14 protein-coding genes are annotated in these 16,294 nt (G+C 66.8%); 7 read left to right on the top strand and 7 right to left on the bottom strand.

Annotated elements, in window-relative coordinates; genetic code table 11:
- Positions 1-5: 5 nt before the first annotated feature.
- Entirely contained in the window at positions 6-377 is a 372-nt protein-coding gene (locus BO221_RS20660) for a DUF423 domain-containing protein (RefSeq protein ID WP_073562182.1), read from the bottom strand.
- Positions 378-458: 81 nt separating this feature from the next.
- Between BO221_RS20660 and BO221_RS20665 the strand changes: the two genes are divergently transcribed.
- Positions 459-1,136 (top strand): SET domain-containing protein, encoded by a 678-nt coding sequence (locus BO221_RS20665; protein WP_073562183.1) that lies wholly within the window; start codon positions 459-461, stop codon positions 1,134-1,136.
- Positions 1,137-1,329: 193 nt separating this feature from the next.
- Positions 1,330-3,393 (top strand): S9 family peptidase, encoded by a 2,064-nt coding sequence (locus BO221_RS20670; protein ID WP_073562184.1) that lies wholly within the window; start codon positions 1,330-1,332, stop codon positions 3,391-3,393.
- 21 nt (positions 3,394-3,414) lie between these two features.
- Here BO221_RS20670 and BO221_RS20675 read toward each other — a convergent pair whose 3' ends face one another.
- The 3 genes from BO221_RS20675 to BO221_RS20685 form a co-directional block, all read right to left on the bottom strand.
- Positions 3,415-3,723, bottom strand: coding sequence for a hypothetical protein (locus BO221_RS20675; protein WP_073562185.1), 309 nt, complete (start codon positions 3,721-3,723; stop codon positions 3,415-3,417).
- A gap of 92 nt (positions 3,724-3,815) precedes the next feature.
- Positions 3,816-4,970 (bottom strand): lipopolysaccharide assembly protein LapB, encoded by a 1,155-nt coding sequence (locus tag BO221_RS20680; protein ID WP_083681228.1) that lies wholly within the window; start codon positions 4,968-4,970, stop codon positions 3,816-3,818.
- Between the two features lie 57 nt (positions 4,971-5,027).
- Entirely contained in the window at positions 5,028-6,593 is a 1,566-nt protein-coding gene (locus BO221_RS20685) for a DUF4331 domain-containing protein (RefSeq protein WP_073562187.1), read from the bottom strand.
- 282 nt (positions 6,594-6,875) lie between these two features.
- On the opposite strand from BO221_RS20685, the gene BO221_RS20690 reads away from it, so the two are divergent.
- From BO221_RS20690 to BO221_RS20710, 5 genes are all read left to right on the top strand, one after another.
- On the top strand, positions 6,876-7,058 hold the full coding sequence (locus BO221_RS20690; protein ID WP_073562188.1) for a DUF3332 family protein: 183 nt from the start codon (positions 6,876-6,878) through the stop codon (positions 7,056-7,058).
- A 57-nt stretch (positions 7,059-7,115) separates the two neighbouring features.
- Positions 7,116-8,261, top strand: coding sequence for an aminotransferase class V-fold PLP-dependent enzyme (locus BO221_RS20695; protein WP_073562189.1), 1,146 nt, complete (start codon positions 7,116-7,118; stop codon positions 8,259-8,261).
- A 155-nt stretch (positions 8,262-8,416) separates the two neighbouring features.
- Positions 8,417-9,700, top strand: a complete 1,284-nt coding sequence (locus BO221_RS20700) for a hypothetical protein (RefSeq protein WP_073562360.1) — start codon at positions 8,417-8,419, stop codon at positions 9,698-9,700.
- The gene (locus BO221_RS20705; RefSeq protein ID WP_073562190.1) at positions 9,700-13,788 is read left to right on the top strand and encodes a DUF6531 domain-containing protein; all 4,089 of its coding nucleotides are present in this window, start codon (positions 9,700-9,702) and stop codon (positions 13,786-13,788) included. The genes BO221_RS20700 and BO221_RS20705 overlap by 1 nt, the downstream gene beginning before the upstream one ends.
- A 165-nt stretch (positions 13,789-13,953) precedes the next feature.
- The gene (locus tag BO221_RS20710; protein ID WP_073562191.1) at positions 13,954-14,379 is read left to right on the top strand and encodes a hypothetical protein; all 426 of its coding nucleotides are present in this window, start codon (positions 13,954-13,956) and stop codon (positions 14,377-14,379) included.
- A 13-nt stretch (positions 14,380-14,392) separates the two neighbouring features.
- Here BO221_RS20710 and BO221_RS20715 read toward each other — a convergent pair whose 3' ends face one another.
- The 3 genes from BO221_RS20715 to BO221_RS20725 form a co-directional block, all read right to left on the bottom strand.
- Complete coding sequence (locus BO221_RS20715; protein WP_073562192.1) at positions 14,393-14,812, bottom strand: DUF4259 domain-containing protein; 420 nt, start codon at positions 14,810-14,812, stop codon at positions 14,393-14,395.
- A gap of 86 nt (positions 14,813-14,898) precedes the next feature.
- Complete coding sequence (locus tag BO221_RS20720) at positions 14,899-15,540, bottom strand: phospholipid scramblase-related protein (protein WP_073562193.1); 642 nt, start codon at positions 15,538-15,540, stop codon at positions 14,899-14,901.
- Between the two features lie 44 nt (positions 15,541-15,584).
- Positions 15,585-16,271 carry a Crp/Fnr family transcriptional regulator gene (locus BO221_RS20725; RefSeq protein WP_158079888.1) on the bottom strand — a complete coding sequence of 229 codons (687 nt, stop codon included), beginning with the start codon at positions 16,269-16,271 and terminating at the stop codon, positions 15,585-15,587.
- Positions 16,272-16,294 lie beyond the last annotated feature (23 nt).

Consider the following 16,294-nt stretch of genomic DNA (forward strand, 5'->3'; position numbering starts at 1 on the left):
GCCGTTCAGCCCGTCTGGCGCCAGGCGGCGATGGCGAACAGCAGCCAGCCCGCGAGGAAGCCCAGTCCGCCAACCGGGGTGATGGCGCCCAGGGCGCGCACACCGGAGAGCGCCAGCGCGTACAGGCTGCCGGAGAAGAGCAGGATGCCCACCGTCATGGCCCACCCGGCGTTGTTCAGCAGGGGGCTGGGGCGCACCTGGCTCAGCAGACCGATCGCGATCAGCCCCAGCGAGTGGTACATGTGGTAGCGCGCGCCGGTTTCGAAGATGGTCAGGAGGTCCGGGGTGAGCCTTGCACGGAGCGCGTGCGCGCCGAACGCTCCCGCCGCCACGGACAGGAACGCGCTTGCCGCGCCGAGAATGAGCCACAGCCGCATCGTCGAGCGCCTTTCTTTCTTCAAAGGTCAGACTGAGGCACCCTACCGCGCCTTTCCTGGCGCGTCTCTACTTCCCTTCCGATGCCCGCACCCACGAACAAGAAGCCCTCCTCCCGCAAGCTGACCACCCTCACGCCGCAGCCCTTCGAGCTGAGGTCCTCGTCCATCCAGGGACGTGGCGCCTTCGCCACGCGCCCCATCCGCAAGGGCGCGCGCATCATCGAGTACGTGGGGGAGCGCATCTCCCAGGCCGTGGCGGATGAGCGCTACGACGACACGGCCATGTCGCGCCACCACACCTTCCTCTTCAACGTGGACGAGGACACGGTCATCGACGCGGCGCACGAGGGCAACGACGCCCGCTTCATCAACCACTCGTGTGCCCCCAACTGCCAGGCCTTCCTCGAGGGGGAGCGCATCTTCATCTACGCCCTGCGGGACATCGGCGTGGGCGAGGAGCTCGGCTACGACTACTCGTACGACCGCACCGGGGACATGGGCCCCGAGGAGGAGGCGCTCTACGTCTGCCGCTGTGGCGCTCCCACCTGCCGTGGCACCATCCTCGCCCCGATGGAGAAGATGGAGGAGGAGGCGTCCCGGAAGAAGGCGGTGAAGGCGTCCAAGAAGAAGTCGTCGAAGAAGTCGTCCGGCTCGGCCCGCAAGCCGCCGGCGGGCCGCAAGCAGAAGTCCACGGCGAAGAGCGGCCGCTCCGCGTCCGGGACGAAGAACCGCGCCCGGACCCGCTCGGCGCGCGGCTGAGTCACGCCTGCTCCCTCTCCCCCTGGGAGAGGGGAGGTTGACGCAGGGTATGGGCCGGGGGGCAGGGGAACGGCCGCTTCGCGGCGGGTGGGGATGAACGGTGGACACCCGCGGTTGAAACGGGCACCGTCCCACCGCCTCGCACCCCGGTCTGTCCTCGGGGTGTGAGCGGTTGACTCGCACGGAGGACCCCTTGACCCTCTCCCTCTTCGCGGCGCTCGCCCTCACCGCCGCTCCCGCCAAACCCCAGCCCTTCACCATCCAGGACCAGGTCTCGATGCGCCGGATCAGCAATCCGAGCGCATCTCCGGATGGCAAGCGCATCGCCTTCGTGCTGCGCTCCACCGACCTGGAGGCCAACAAGGGCCGCACGGACCTGTGGCTCGTCAACGCCGACGGCACCGGTCTGCGCCAGCTCACCTCCTCTCCCGAGAGCGAGGCCCAGCCCGTCTGGAGCCCGGATGGTCAGAGCCTCTACTTCCTCTCCTCGCGCGGGGGCTCCCGTCAGGTGTTCCGCCTGCCGCTCGACGGGGGCGAGGCCCAGGCCGTCACGAAGCTGCCCCTGGACGTGGGCGCCTTCGCCCTGTCGGGTGACGGCAAGAAGCTCGCCGTGGCCATGGAGGTCTACCCCGACTGCCCCACGCTGGAGTGCAACACCCAGCGCCAGAAGGAGAAGACGCAGTCCAAGAGCACCGGCCAGGTGTACGACAAGCTCTTCGTCCGCCACTGGGACACGTGGGGCAACGGCAAGCGCTCGCACCTCTTCGTGCTGCCGGTGGATGGCAGCGCCGCCCCGCGCGACGTGATGGCGGGCATGGACGCGGATGGTCCCAGCAAGCCCTTCGGCGGCCCGGAGGAGTTCACCTTCACGCCGGATGGCAAGGGGCTCGTCTTCACCGCGCGCGACGTGGGCAACAGCGAGTCCTGGTCCACGGACCTGGACCTCTTCCTGGCCCCGGTGGACAAGGCCGGCACGCCGAAGAAGCTCACCGAGAAGAACCGCGCCACGGACACGCACCCCGTGTTCAGCCCGGACGGCAAGACGCTCGCGTACCTGGCCATGTCGCGCCCGGGCTTCGAGTCGGATCGGCTGCGCGTGGTGCTGCGCTCGTGGCCGGAGGGCAAGGAGCGCGTCCTCGCCGAGCCGTGGGACCGCTCGGCCGGCTCGCTCGCGTGGAGCCCGGATGGGAAGTCCGTGCTCGTCACCGCGGATGACATCGGCCACCACCGTGCCTTCTCCATCGACGTGGCGAGCGGCCAGGTGACGGCCTTCAGTGGCCCGGGCTACGCCGCCGAGCCGCAGCCGCTGCCGGACGGACGCATCGCCTTCCTGCGCGATGACCTGAAGTCCCCGGCGGACCTCTACTCGGTGCGCGCGGACGGGAGCGACCTGCGCCAGCTCACCCGGGTGAACGAGGAGGCGATGTCGCGCCTGCGCTTCGGTGACTTCGAGCAGTTCGAGTTCCCGGGCTGGAATGGCGAGACGGTGCGCGCGTACGTGGTGAAGCCGGTCGATTTCGACCCGAAGAAGAAGTACCCGGTGGCGTTCCTGATCCACGGCGGGCCGCAGGGCAGCTTCGGCAACCACTTTCACTACCGGTGGAACCCGCAGACGTACGCGGGCCGGGGCTACGCGGCGGTGATGGTCGACTTCCACGGCTCGACGGGGTACGGCCAGGGCTTCACGGACTCCATCCGGGGGGACTGGGGCGGCAAGCCGTTGGAGGACCTGCAGAAGGGTCTGGAGGCGGCGGTGAAGCGGTACTCCTTCCTGGACGGCGACAAGGTATGCGCGCTGGGGGCGAGCTACGGCGGGTACATGATCAACTGGATCGCCGGGCAGCTGCCGGAGCGCTTCCGGTGCCTGGTGAACCACGACGGCAACCTGGACGAGCGGCTGGCGTACTTCAACACGGAGGAGCTGTGGTTCCCCGAGTGGGAGCACGGGGGCACGCCGTGGGAGAACCCGGCGGGGTACACGAAGCACAACCCGATCGACCACGTGGCGAAGTGGAAGACGCCGATGCTGGTGATTCACGGCGGGCAGGACTTCCGGGTGGTGGAGACGCAGGGCCTGTCCACCTTCACGGTGCTGCAGCGGCGGGGGATTCCGTCCAAGTTCCTCTACTTCCCGGACGAGAACCACTGGGTGGTGAAGCCGGCCAACAGCATCCACTGGCACGAGACGGTGCTGGACTGGCTGGACCAGTGGACGAAGACCGCGGCGAAGAAGCCGGTGGTGGCGCCCACGCGGTGACGGCGCCGCCGTAACCCCGGTTCAGAAGGAGACATCCACCTTGAGCACGCCCACCTGGAGGGCCGTGCTCGAGGCTCCTCCGCTGGTCTCGTAGGCCATGTCCAGGTCGAGCACGGAGAGCTGGTGCCCTCCCGCTCGGAAGCGGAATGGCGAGAGGGTCATCCCGAGCGCACCGGCCGGCCCTCCCGGAGACAATGCATAGGTCTGGGGGCGGGGGACCAGGGGATCTCCCATCCGCGTCAGGGAGAAGACGAGCTCGGGAGGGCACACCCCGCTCTCCCGCGGGGCCGGATCCACGTGCATCTCGGCGGCACGGCTGAGCAGGGGCATGTATCGCTCTTCCGCCTGCAGGCGGGGGGCGGCGTGGGCCGCGTGGAGGGAAAGAAGAAGGACTCCTCCGGCCCACCACCCAGGAACTCGCATCATCCGGACACCTCCTTCCCGGCCGGGATGGCGCGGGCATGCGACTGGAAGAGGGGATCTCGGGAACCGACCTTCTGCACGCGCTCGATTTGTGCCCGTGCCTCTCGGTCCCGGCCGTTGGCATGGAGTGCCCAGGCATACGCGTCCAGGGTATGGACATCCTGGCGGCGAGCGGCTTCTCGCTCCGCCAGACGCAGGGCCTGGGCCGGTTTGTTGGCGTGCTCGATGTAATAGAAGATCAACTCACGGTTGGCGTTGTCGGCGCCCTCACTCTCGCGCAAGGCCTGCCGTTCGAAGTCGCGGAAGGCCTTGCGTGCTTCGCGGGGGCGGCCAGCGCGCTCCAGTGCTTGCGCCAGGGGATAGAGGTTCTCAGGGTGGGGTGCGGCCGCATGGCGCTGCTCGAGGATCTCGACGGCTTCCTTCCAGCGCTGCTGCTCCATGCGGAGCGTGCCGAGCGTCCCGAGTGCGTAGTGATAGCCGGGAAACAGGCGCAAGGCCTCGGTCAGCGCGGACTCGGCTTCGCGCTGCTCTCCGATGACGAGATGCAGGTGACCGAGCTGCGTCAGGAGCCAGGCGCGGTCCTCGAGCTCGCTCGGGTCGGTCCGGTCATAGGCGTTGCGCATCAACTCCAGCGCTCCCTCGATGTCGCCGTAGAGCTCGCGCAGGTACGCCGCGCGTGTCAGTCCGGGGATGTTGCCCGGGCGGAGGTCGAGCATCCACTGCGCGGCGGCCTCCGCCTCCTCGTAGTTGCCGAGCTCGGCATTGGCGTCCGCGAGGTATCCATACACGAGCACGTCGTCTGGCGAGCGGCGGTTGAGCTCACGCGCCAGCTCGCGAGCCTTGGCGAACTCATGTTTGCCCAACAACAGCCAGCTCTGGACCTTCAGGCCCTCGAAGTTGCCGGGCTGGAGGCGGAAGGACTTCTTCAGAGCCGCCTCGGCCTGCTCGTAGAACGCGGGATCTCCCGTCTCACGTGCGCGGCGCGCCAGGGCGAGCGCGAGGTCATTGTAGGCCTGAGGGTGCTCGGGGTGCTTCTCGATGGCGCTGCGCGCCTGGTCGATCCTCACCTGCGCGGGTGTGGACCGTACCTTCTCCTGGCCCAGGGCGAGCGAGGCCACCAACAGGACTCCAGCCATGCTCCAAATCGCTTTCATGGAAATCTCCTGGAAGAGGCCGTGGGCGCACGCTGAGCGCGCCCACGGCGCGAGGGATTAATTGACGGGGCCGCCTCCCACTTCGCCGGGGTCCACGTGGCGGCGGTTGCGGCCATCCCAGGCGAGCCCGACATACGGGAAGGTCTTCCGATACGGGGCGTCATTGGTGTTCACGCCGTCGCCGATGCGGTTGTTGGGGGCCTTGTTGAACTGGGGATTCAGCACGCCCGCCACCGCGCGTGCCGCGATGTCCGTGACGTCATCGCTCACGCGGCGCCCGTTGGGAAAGCCGGCGGGGTCTCCAGCGAGCAGGCCCAGGCGCTTCTGCTTGTCCACGGAGGTGGGGGGGACGCCCGTGTTCAACCGGAGCAGATCCGCCACCGGACCGGCGGGAGTGCCCGCGGCGGCAATGGGCGGCGCGTAGGTCACCAGCGGCAGCAGATCCGTCCGGGGTGGGGCGGGGATGTCAATCCCATACACCGCGTTCAACACCCGCGCGAGCGTCGGATCCAGGAAGAAGGGAGCGAACTGTGAGTCGTTCCTGGGCTGGTCGATGCTGAAGCGGTCCTTGAAGCCAGTGCCCACGAGCAGTTCGTTGATGAGGGGATTGCCCATGCGCTGCACCTGCCCCCAGTCCGGGTGTTTCAGGGCATCGCCGTTCCTCTCGGCGGGCTTCCGGCGGATGGTGACACGCGGGCGGGAGGTCGTGGCCCAGGCGCCGATGGTGGCCTTGGGGTCGGAGGCCGCGTGCTTCTTGCCGTCGCTGGTGATCAGGGAGATGGGCACCTCGATGGCGATGGTGTTCACATTGAAGCCGGAGACCGAATCGCTGGCGAAGTTGCGGGCGTCGTCGGCGTCCTGGGCGTCCGACAACACACCGGGGACCGTGAAACCGGTGGCGCGGAAGTTCAGGGAGTCGAACGCCGCGCCGAGGTCGATCCAGAACGGATCCTCCACGGTGCCGGCGAAGACGCGGACGTCACCGGCCCGGAAGAGGGCCTGCCGGGCCAGGGAGGGGTAATCGGGCATGGTGCGCGGTCCAACGTTGGTCGGCAGCGCGAACAGGCGCGTTTTCTCGCCCAGGCGGGCGTGCTGCACGGAGTTGCCCGGACCGCGGCGCGCCAGGGTCACCGTGTAGCTCTGGCGCAGGCTGAGTCCTTCCGAGCCGGGCCCGTCCAGGGCGGTGATTGCGGGTGGGACGACGCGAGTGCCGGGGGCGACGGGTGGAGGTGAGTTGCCCGGGGCGGCGATGCCCGTGCCCGCGCCCACGTAGCCCGTGAAGAGGTTGGGCGAGCGGATCTCCGTGGTGAAGCGCACATCGAACCAGACGTCCTCGATGGCGTCGTGGTCGTTGTCGATCTTGATGCTGTAGAGGATCTCGGGGTCGAACGGGAAGTAGTTGGGCCCGTTCGCCGGCTCCAACAGCGGATCCACGTCCAGGATGAAGGTGACCTTATCCGGGTTGTCGTAGCTGACGAACGCGAAGAAATCGGTGATGTCCGCCTTGTGGTCCAGGGCGGTGATGGGGGCCTCGCGGTGGTTGGCCGCGAGCGCCCCGAGCGGGAAGATCAGGGTCGCGGCCGTCAGTCTCGCGATGGCGGCCAGGGGGTTCAGTTTCAGCATGGTCGGTCCTCATGGAGTGAGTGCTCGAAGCGAGTCATGTCACCCGCGATACGGGCCGGAGGCGGTGCTGGATTTATCGTGGGGAATCCCAGGAGTCGGGAACGGAGCCCCGGCGGCCTGGCGGGCGGGCCGATGGAGCGGGCTGTCACGGACGCGCGCCACGGACTCCAACCATGACGCACCGGCCGTTCACCGCACACGACTGAGGACATGCCCTCCACCGGAAGCGAGCTTCCGCCACCAGCGGGCCGGAGTTCCCGGTCTCCGCTTCAAGGAGGATTCATGAAGTCGCGTTCGTCTCGCCTGGTCGCGGTGCTGTTCGCCAGTGTTCTGTCGCTGCACGTGTCCGGGTGCTTCGGCTCGTTCGCCCTGACGCGGAACATCTATGCGCTCAACGAGCGCATCTCGGACAATGTCCATGCAGCAGGGGCTCGCGCTGGCGTGCCCGGGCCGCTGAGTCCGTGAGGAAGGCGGTGCGCCAGGGGCTGCAGGGGCGCGCCGTCCTGGCATGATGCGCCCGCCATGACCTCGTCCCCGGACTTCGACGCCTACCGCTCCGAGTTTCCCGTCGTGAAGGAGCAGCTGTACTTCAACCACGCGGGAGTCGCCCCCACGAGCCAGCGGGTGGCCAACGCCATGCGCGAGTGGGTGGAGGACGTGCTCCAGCACGGTGTTCGCTACGAGCGGGGCTGGGAGGCCCGGACGGAGAACACCCGCCGGCTGGCGGCGCGGATGGTGGGCGCGGCGCCGGAGGAGATCGCCTTCGTGCGCAACACGGGCCATGGCCTGGGCCTCGTCGCCGAGGGGCTCGACTGGCGGCCCGGGGACGAGGTGGCCGTGGCCTCGTCCATCGAGTACCCCTCCAATGTCTATCCCTGGATGCACCTGCGCGACCGGGGCGTCTCCGTCCGGGAGATCGCGACCCTGGAAGGGGGCGTGACTCCCGAGGCCGTGGCCGCGGCGATCACCCCGCGCACGCGGCTCGTGGCCGTCAGCTCCGTCCAGTTCGCCTCCGGCTACCGCACGGACCTGGACGCGATTGGCGCGCTCTGTGAGCGCTCGGGCGTGCTCTTCTGCGTGGATGGCATCCAGAGCGTGGGCTGCCTGCCGGTGGACGTGAAGAAGAGCCGCATCCACTTCCTCAGTGCGGACAGCCACAAGTGGATGATCGGCGTGTCCGGCATCGGCTTCCTCTACGTGGACAAGGACGTGCTGCCGCGAGTGCGGCCGGTGCTTGTCGGCTGGCGCTCCACCACGGATGCGTGGAATTTCAACCGGGCCCACTTCGAGCTGCGCCCGGATGCCCTGAAGTTCGAGGAGGGGAGCCAGAACTACGCCGGCACCTATGCCCTGGGGGCCGCGCTGGGGTTGCTGCTGGAGGTGGGCCTGGAGAACGTCGAGGCCCGCATCCGGGAGCTGCTCACCTACCTGGACGGGGAACTGCGCGCCATCGGGTGTGAGACGGGGCCCTCTCCTGCCCACCGCGCGGGGATTCTGACCTTCCTGCCGCCACGTGGGGAGGTGAAGGCGCTGGCCTCATACCTCTCCGAGCGCCAGGTCAGCTTCTCGCTGCGGCGCGGGCGCATCCGCATCTCGCCGCACTTCTACAACCAGCCCGGGGAGATGGACCGGCTGGTGGAGATGGTCCGGGCGTTCTCGGGGAGGTGAGGCTCTGGGCAGGCTAACCCCGGCGCCTCTCAAGCAGCCCCTACGGCCCCCGAGGTCGGTGTCAATGCCTTTCAAGAACGCTCATTTGATTTGGGACTGGAGCGGGAGGGCCAATATCGTGCCTTCGTATGGAGTTCGCCAAGAAAGGCCGGGCCATGCAGAAGAAGAGCGCGGTGGAGAAGCGGTTGGACTGGCTGCACGACCAGTGGGTGGAGTTCGCCCAGAAGCCTCAGGCGCGTCTGCTGCGTTGGGTGGTGGAGCCGGATGAAGTACGCATGGTGGAGGCCTGGCTGAAGAAGGAGGGGGATGAGCAGGCCGGGGAGTGTCCAGACCTCTTCTTGCGCTTCGACGTTCCCTTCGAACAACCCGAGGCCTATGGGTTCGCGCTGCGCGAGGCGCTGCTGTCATTGGTGGAGGAGAGCGGCGAGCAGGTGCCAGTGGGAGACCCGAAGCCAGGGCAGTCCGGGACGGCGGCATTCCTGTCCGCCTGCTCGGCGCTGCAACGCCAGTACGCCGATGACTTTGAGGTGTTGGCACTCGTGCTGGTACCAGCGCGGGTGAGCAGCATGAAGGCCTGGCGGCAATGGTTGTGGGAGGCGTTGGATTCGCTGAATTCACCTCAGGTACGGATGGTGGTGCTGGACGACGCCGAGGCGCGGGTGTTGGAGCCAATGGCACAGCAGGAGGCCCAGCGGGTGTGGACGGCGGTGGCGGCGCTGGACGTGTTGGGAGCGTTGCGCGAGGTGGCTCAGCAAGCAGGACAATCCAACGTACCTGGCGCTCGCTACCGGGAACTGCTGGCACTGCTGGCCGGTGCTGCGCAGCGGGGCGACCTGATGCAGGTGCAGCGCCTGGGGAACGAGGCGGTGGACGTGGCCTCCGCGGAGGGCTGGCATGCGCTGACTGTGGCCGCGCATTGGGCGGTGGCGGGCTCGCTGCTCGTGGCAGGGAAACCCCAGAATGCGGCTGAGCGCTATCAACAGGCAGAGGCTGCCGCCGCCGAGGCCGAGGCAGGAGGGCAGGCGCACGGAGCGGAACTGCGGTTGAAGACGCGCCTGGCATTGGGCTCTGCTCTGATTGCAGGGCAGCAGCTGTCCTCGGCTGCGTTGGTGTACGAGGACACCGTGCCCCTGGCACGCAAGCTCACGGATTCGCACCTGGAACTGGAGTGCTGGCGCATGGCGAGCTTCTGCCACGAGTCCCTCCGTGCGCTGGACGAGGCCTGGGCAACCGGCCAGCAGGCCTGGGCGCTGGGCCAGACGCTCGAATCTCGGGCGCGAGCCACCTCCACCCTGCCCTACGTGGCCGAGACCCTGGTGCGTTTGAGCTTCGCACGCCAAGGGGCGGACGCTGCGCGGCGCATGGAGTCCGAGGCGGACTCGCTGCTCGGCCAGGATTGGCGCACCCACCTTCAAGCTTCGGGAGGACAGACAACGTGATGCTCGCGGTCAAACACCTGGATCCAGTCCTGGGAATCGACATCCACCTCATCATCACACCTCCTGGCGCCGTGGTGCCCATTCCCCACCCGCATATAGGCATCATCTTCGACCCTTTCGATTACATCCCCTTCATCGGCGCCACGGTGAAGGTCAATGGACTACCACGGGCACAGGCGGGTACGGGCGGCATTGCCCTGCCACCGCACTTCCCCATCGGTGGCGTGTTCGCAAAGCCCCCAGGCAATGAGCACGAAACATTCATGGGCAGCTCCACGGTCGTGGTGGACGATGAGCCCTTCACCTACATGACGCTGCCGGTGCTGAGCTGCCAGGACATTGGCATGCCCTCGCCGCCACGTAAGCGGGGCCCCGGAGCCAAGACGCTGCTCCTTCCCACCTCCATCGCGCTCTCCATTCCCGCTGGGCCGCCCGTCTTCGTGGGAGGGCCTCCCACCATCTCCATGACAGGCATGGCCTCCAGGCTGGCCCTGGGGGCTCTGATGAAGGGGCTCAAGAAGGTCCGCAAGCTGCAGAAGGGCAGCCGCAAGATGAAGGACCTGTCCGACCGCATCCACGATGCGGCGGCCGGCGTCATGGACAAGGTGGGTCTGGGCAAGCGGGCTCGCGACAGGGTGCACAAGACGATTTGTACCTTCACCGGGCACCCGGTGGACGTAGTGACAGGGCGGACGGTGACAGAGACCGTGGACTGGGAGCTTCCCGGCCCGATTCCCCTCAAGTTCGAGCGCAACTACTCATCCAGCCTTTCCTGGCGAGACTCGGTTGTCGGTCATGGTTGGAGTCACTCACTGGACCTCGCGGTATGGGAAGAGGAAGGGAGGGTCGTCTACCGGGCAGAGGACGGGCGGGAGATTGAATTCGACACGAGCCATCTTCCAATGCATCGGCTCTCGGCTGGCCAGCAGCTGTACGAGCCCGTCAACCGGCTGACCCTCAGACGGGTGAGGGAGATGGGTTGGGAGGTGGAGTCTCCGGATGGATTGGTGCACTCCATGCGCGCCGTCTCCTTGCTCCACCAGGGCGTGTGCAAGGTCACTCGCACCCATGATCGCGCTGGCTTCGAGCTCATCTATGAGTACGACGAGAGGGGCCTGCTGGAGTGGGTGGTGGACAGCGCGAAGCGGCGACTGCGCTTGGAGCATGACACGAAGGGCTACCTGTCGAGAATGTGGCTGCCACATCCCACACAGCCGGGCCTTCTTCCCTACAACCGCTATGTCTACTCGGAGGCGGGTGACCTCGTGGAGGTCCACGATGCACTGGGGCATGTCACTCGCTATGAATATGAAGAGCACCTGCTGACCCGGGAGCAGGACCGCACGGGCCTGAGCTTCTACTTCGAGTATATGGGCCATGGTCCACAAGCCAGGTGCTCGCACACCTGGGGTGATGGAGGAATCCATGACCATCGGCTCCTGTACGACGAGGAGAAGAACCTCACCGAGGTGACCGACTCCCTGGGGCATACCACCACCTACCGCGCCGATGGCCGCGGTGTCGTGGTGGAGAAGGTGGACCCCCTCGGCAACTCGTGGCGCTATGACTACGACGACGCGCTCCGCCGGACGGCCGAGCATGATCCGCTGGGGAACGTCACACGGTATGAATACGATGCGCGTGGCAATTGCGTTCTCCTCGTCAAACCGGATGGAGCCCGACTCAAGGTCGAGTTCAATGCGTCCAACGCCCCCATCCGAGCCACTGATTGCTTGAACAATGAATGGCGTTGGGAGTGGGAGCGGCCCGGTAGACTGCTCAAGAAAACCAACCCGCTCATGGAGTCCACCCGTTTCGAGTACCGAGACGGGTCCATCTCAGCCATCGTCAATCCTGGAGGCGGACGCTTCGAGCTGGGATACGACGCTCAGCGCAACCTGAGCCTCGTCCGCAATCCCGACGGCTCTCAAGACCGCTACGTCTGTGACAACCTCGGGAGGGCGGTGGAGGTCCACCATGCTCACGGCGGTGTCCAGCGGCGCCGGTATGATGCCTGCGGACGCGTCGTCGAAATCACGGAGCCCGATGGCCAGACGCGGCAGCTCCGCTACGATGCCGAGGGGTTCCTGCTGGAGGTGCGCAGCAGTCAGGAACACCTCGTGTTTGGCTATACGGGCTTCCACAGGCTGGCGTACCTCGAGCAGTCAGGCAGGTGTACCCGCCGTCAGTACGACACCGAGGGCCAGCTCACCAGCGTCGAGGGAGAGGCAGGACAACGCTACCATTATGTCCTGGATGCCAACGGACGCGTCAGGGAGGAGCGCGGCTTCGACGGGCGCACCTGGAGATACGAGTATGACGCGGCCGGGCGCATGACCCGGGTCATCAAGCCAAGCGGTGCCAGCACCACCATGCGGTACGATCCGGCGGGCCGGACCGTGGAGCTTCTGCACTCGGATGGCACCTTCGCTCGGTTCGATTATCGCGAGGATGGCGCCCTGCTCAAGGCAACCAATCCCGCGGCCAGCATTCAGTTCGAGCGAGATGCACTCGGCCGAATCTTGAAGGAGCAGCAGGGCGACCAGTGGGTTGCCTCGCGCTACGGTCCGGATGGTCTGCGCATCGCGGTCGAGTCCTCGCTCGGGCTGCGGCAGATCATTCAGCGCGACACCTCGGGAGGGGTGGGTGGCCTCCACGCTCGCAGGCAGGAGGACACTGCGGACTGGAGCACCTTCATTTCGCGCAATACCCTGGGGTTGGAGTCAGGACGGTATCTGCCAGGGGGGCTGCGGATAGCGTGGGGCCATGACCTGGTGGGGCGGCCCACCGAGCACCTCGTCATGCAGGGCAACTCGCCCCTGCGCCACCGGAGCTATCAATGGGAGGGTCCCGAGCGGGTTCTCTCCCTGGCGGACAGCCGGTCTGGCACGATTCGCTTCGAGTATGATGCGGCTGCTCGCCTCACGGCCGCCCGCCTTCCGGATGGAACGCGTCAGGAGCGCCTTGCTCCATCCGTTTCACCTCTCGCGCTCCCATCGGCTGGCTGGCAACGAGGCCCCGGGGGACAGCCCATGGAGTCCCCGGGCGTCCGGTACCAGCATGATGCGGATGGCAACCTCGTCCAACGCACCCTGGCGGATGGCACCACCTGGACCTACGAGTGGAATGGCGCGGGTCAGCTCGTTGCGGCGCTCTCCTCGGCTGGTGTCCGCGTAACTTTTGAGTATGACGCGATAGGGCGCCGGCTGGCCAAGCATTCCGCTCAGGGGACGACGCGATGGCTCTGGGACGGCGCCAACCCCGTGCATGAGCTGGGCTCGGGAACCGAACCTCTCACATGGCTCTTCGAGCCTGAGAGTTTCACCCCACTCGCCCGCTTCCAGGGAAACCAACGCCACAGCATCATCACGGACCACCTCGGTACACCGCTGGAGTTGTACGACGAGGCCGGACAGCTTGCATGGCGTATGCAATTGGACATACAGGGTCGCGGTCAGCCCGAGATCGCGCACACATCCTGTCCATGGCGCTGGCCTGGGCAGTACGAGGACCCCGAGACTGGGCTCTACTACAATGGGGCCCGCTACTATGACCCCGCCTCCGGCTGCTATGCCTCTCAAGACCCACTCCGCCTCGCCGGTGGCCTCGCGCTGTATGATTACGTTGACAACCCTGTTACATCGATCGATCCACTAGGCTTGTCTGGAAGCTGCACCGTCGGCCAGGGCTCTTCCAAGGGAACGGGTGCTCACTATGACAAGCTGAACGGGCAGGGCCTCTATGTGCTGGTCGACAACAACAACGTGGTCAAATACGTCGGCCGGGGCGATGCGCCCGTCCGAGGCTCGAAACACGCACTGGACTTCCCGTCGGGCAAGGCCAATTACACCCAGATCGTCGTCTTCAACAACAATCTCAGCAAGGCGGAAGCCAAGAACCTGGAGCAGCGCCTCATCAAGCACTTTGGTGGACCGAACCCCAGCGGAAGCTCCACGATCCAGCTCGATAATAAAATCTGGTCCTATTCCCAGGCCAATCCAAATGCAACGGCTTATCAGAAAGCCGTCAGTGATGCGGAGTTTTCCTCTGTCTTGCAAAACATGAAAACGATGAACATCAAGATATGATTCGCCGCCATTGAGCCCATTCAGGTCGGCCCGGGAACGACAGGGGGGGTCGAAGCTCTCTGCTCCTGGAGGAGCAGGTCGGCTTCCCCTGAACACATTCGGTTTACCTGCCTGGCCGGATAGGGCATCTTGCGGCCCGAGACTTCTGTGACGAGGAGGGTTGGCATGGCAAGGACAAAGGTGTCACGAGGAGACGTCATCTTCATTCCCGTAGGTGAGCACTTCGCGCTCGCCAAGGTGCTCTTCGTCTCATCCATCTTCAAGAAGATGATGCTGATGGGGGTATCGGTCGAGCGAGCCTTCTCGAAGCCGGAACTGCCGCAGGAACTGCCGCGGGAGTTCGGGCTCAACATCTATACGGGAACCCAAGCTGTCGAGGCCGGGCGCTGGTCCAAGGTGGGGCATGACCCGACCCCAGTGCCCCCGGAGCTCACCCTGCGTATTGTCGGTCAGGAGGTCTATCAGGAGGACGAGGCGCTACGCTTGGTGACCCAGGAGGACTTGAAGGTTCTGCCGCACCAGCGCATCGCGGGAGCAGGCGCCGCCGAGAGCCAGATTCAACAAATCCTGACCGGTAGACCCTCCGTGTAAGGGGGGGGGCGCGTCAGCGCTGGAGGCGTTGGAGCGCCTCCGTGAGACGGGTCTCGAGATCCCGCACCTCACTCAGCCACTCCTCCAGGGAGGACTCCTCCCAGAGGTCCCTCAGCTCGGAGCGGCTCTTGAGCTCCCGGACAGCATCCAGCGACAGTCGTGCCAGGGCCCGGGGGTTGTCCAGCGGGTGAGCCTCTACCCACTGCTGCACCTCTTCGGGCAGCTTGCGGGCGGGGCATCCCATCCCCGCTGCCACCACCTCGGCGGCAGCGAGCGCGGCGCTTGCCTCGGGCGCCTCGCGCTCGTCTGGCTCGGACTTGAGGAGGGTCTTGAGCGTCTCGTGGAGGACTCCTGCGTCTTCTGACTCGGAGAGTTCTCCCAGCCAGTCCAGCGCGTCATCGTTCTCGAAGCTCCCGGCTCCCCAGGCTCCCATTTCGGCTCCTCTTGGCTCTCGATGTGTTCGGAATACGGACGGCACGGAGGTGGCATCGTCTGCTGCCCCGACCAGGCGCGGGCCGCTCAGCCGTTGCTCTCGTGCCGGTTCTCGAAGTGGACGAAGTCGATGAGGAACGTGGCGGCGACCGCGAGGGGGCGCAGGCGCGCATCACGCGAGGCGCCGTCGAACTGGATGCCGAAGTTGTCCGCGTCCGTGAAGAGCTCCTTGCCGAAGCCGCTCCAGCGCTTGGCGATGGTGCCCACCTCGCGGCCTCCCTCCTCGATGACGAACGTCCACGGGCGGAAGAAGGGCCCGCGCAGGTGGGCCAGTTCCTCGCCATTCGGGCCGAGCACGTCATAGGCGCGGGTGAAGAAGCGGAAGCGTTGCTGGATGTGGCCCAGGAGCCGGCCGTCCCCATCCTCCACCTCCACGGTGGAGAGCCAGAACCGCCAGGGCCGCCGCAGCCGCAGCACCGTGGCGCCCGAGGGCGTCTTCAGTTCCAGGGTGAAGGGCCGCTTCGCCTTGAGGAAGATGCGCAGGAGCCAGAGTCCCAGTCCGCCGCCCACCTCGCCCGCGTAGAAGAGCGTCCGCCCGTCGTCGCCCACCACCTCGTAGGCGTTGCGCCCCTCGAAGCCGGTGAGGATCTCCCCCCACTCCTTCTTCTGGCGCACGCGCAGCGCGTTCTGGTGGAGCAGCGGGGCCAGGGCGGTGGAGTCAGCGGGCATGGGTTCCTCGGGGATTTCGGTCCGGGGGGGACTCTACCCGACGCTCAACCCGGGGCGAGCAACAGGGCGCGGAGCGCCTCGGGCTCGTGGAGCACCTGCCAGCCCTTGGGAGACAGGGAGAGCAGTTTCCGGGAGGTGAGTGCCGCCAGGGCCCGGTCCACGCTGCGCCGCGCCGCTCCTATCTCCAGGGCCAGCCGTTGCCGGGACAGGGGATAGCGGATGACGAGCCCTTCCTCTCCCGGGCGGCCGAAGTGATCCGCGTACTCCAGCAACACGCGGATCAACCGTTGCTCGCACCCATCGAAACCCATGGCGCGGCTGACCCGGATGGTGCCCTCGAAGCTGGCCGCCAGGTCCGTCAGCACCGCGGTGGTGAAGCCGTGGTCCATCGCGAGCGCCTCGCGGAACACGGGGGCGGGGAGGATGTACCCCTCCAGCGGGGTGAGTGCCTCCGCGGACGCCACCCAACGGCTGGCCTGCATCACCTCGAGCACGCCGAGGATGTGCGGGGCCCGGAGCAGCTTCACGGTGAACTGGCAGTCCGGCGACAGGGCGTGGAAGATCCGCACCACGCCCTGTGACAGGAGCGTGAGCCCCGCGACGGCTTCACCGGTGGTGTGGAAGGTCGCTCCAGCGGGAAGCGCGAGCGGAAGGGCCGCGGCCTCCAACTGCACCCGTGTCGACCGGGCGCATGCGCCCAGCGGGCTCCAGGCTGGCAGCGAGCGACACACGTCCATATCTGAGAGAGGGCCCA

This window comes from Archangium sp. Cb G35, assembly GCF_001896145.1.
GTDB classification, from domain to species: Bacteria; Myxococcota; Myxococcia; order Myxococcales; family Myxococcaceae; genus Archangium; species Archangium violaceum.

Bases quoted from the DNA above. Each gene is read 5' to 3' on its own strand.
- BO221_RS20660 (WP_073562182.1), bottom strand. From the start codon at position 377: ATGCGGCTGTGGCTCATTCTCGGCGCGGCAAGCGCGTTCCTGTCCGTG.
- BO221_RS20665 (WP_073562183.1), top strand. From the start codon at position 459: ATGCCCGCACCCACGAACAAGAAGCCCTCCTCCCGCAAGCTGACCACC.
- BO221_RS20675 (WP_073562185.1), bottom strand. From the start codon at position 3,723: ATGCCCCTGCTCAGCCGTGCCGCCGAGATGCACGTGGATCCGGCCCCG.
- BO221_RS20680 (WP_083681228.1), bottom strand. From the start codon at position 4,970: ATGAAAGCGATTTGGAGCATGGCTGGAGTCCTGTTGGTGGCCTCGCTC.
- BO221_RS20685 (WP_073562187.1), bottom strand. From the start codon at position 6,593: ATGCTGAAACTGAACCCCCTGGCCGCCATCGCGAGACTGACGGCCGCG.
- BO221_RS20690 (WP_073562188.1), top strand. From the start codon at position 6,876: ATGAAGTCGCGTTCGTCTCGCCTGGTCGCGGTGCTGTTCGCCAGTGTT.
- BO221_RS20695 (WP_073562189.1), top strand. From the start codon at position 7,116: ATGACCTCGTCCCCGGACTTCGACGCCTACCGCTCCGAGTTTCCCGTC.
- BO221_RS20700 (WP_073562360.1), top strand. From the start codon at position 8,417: ATGCAGAAGAAGAGCGCGGTGGAGAAGCGGTTGGACTGGCTGCACGAC.
- BO221_RS20705 (WP_073562190.1), top strand. From the start codon at position 9,700: ATGCTCGCGGTCAAACACCTGGATCCAGTCCTGGGAATCGACATCCAC.
- BO221_RS20710 (WP_073562191.1), top strand. From the start codon at position 13,954: ATGGCAAGGACAAAGGTGTCACGAGGAGACGTCATCTTCATTCCCGTA.
- BO221_RS20715 (WP_073562192.1), bottom strand. From the start codon at position 14,812: ATGGGAGCCTGGGGAGCCGGGAGCTTCGAGAACGATGACGCGCTGGAC.
- BO221_RS20720 (WP_073562193.1), bottom strand. From the start codon at position 15,540: ATGCCCGCTGACTCCACCGCCCTGGCCCCGCTGCTCCACCAGAACGCG.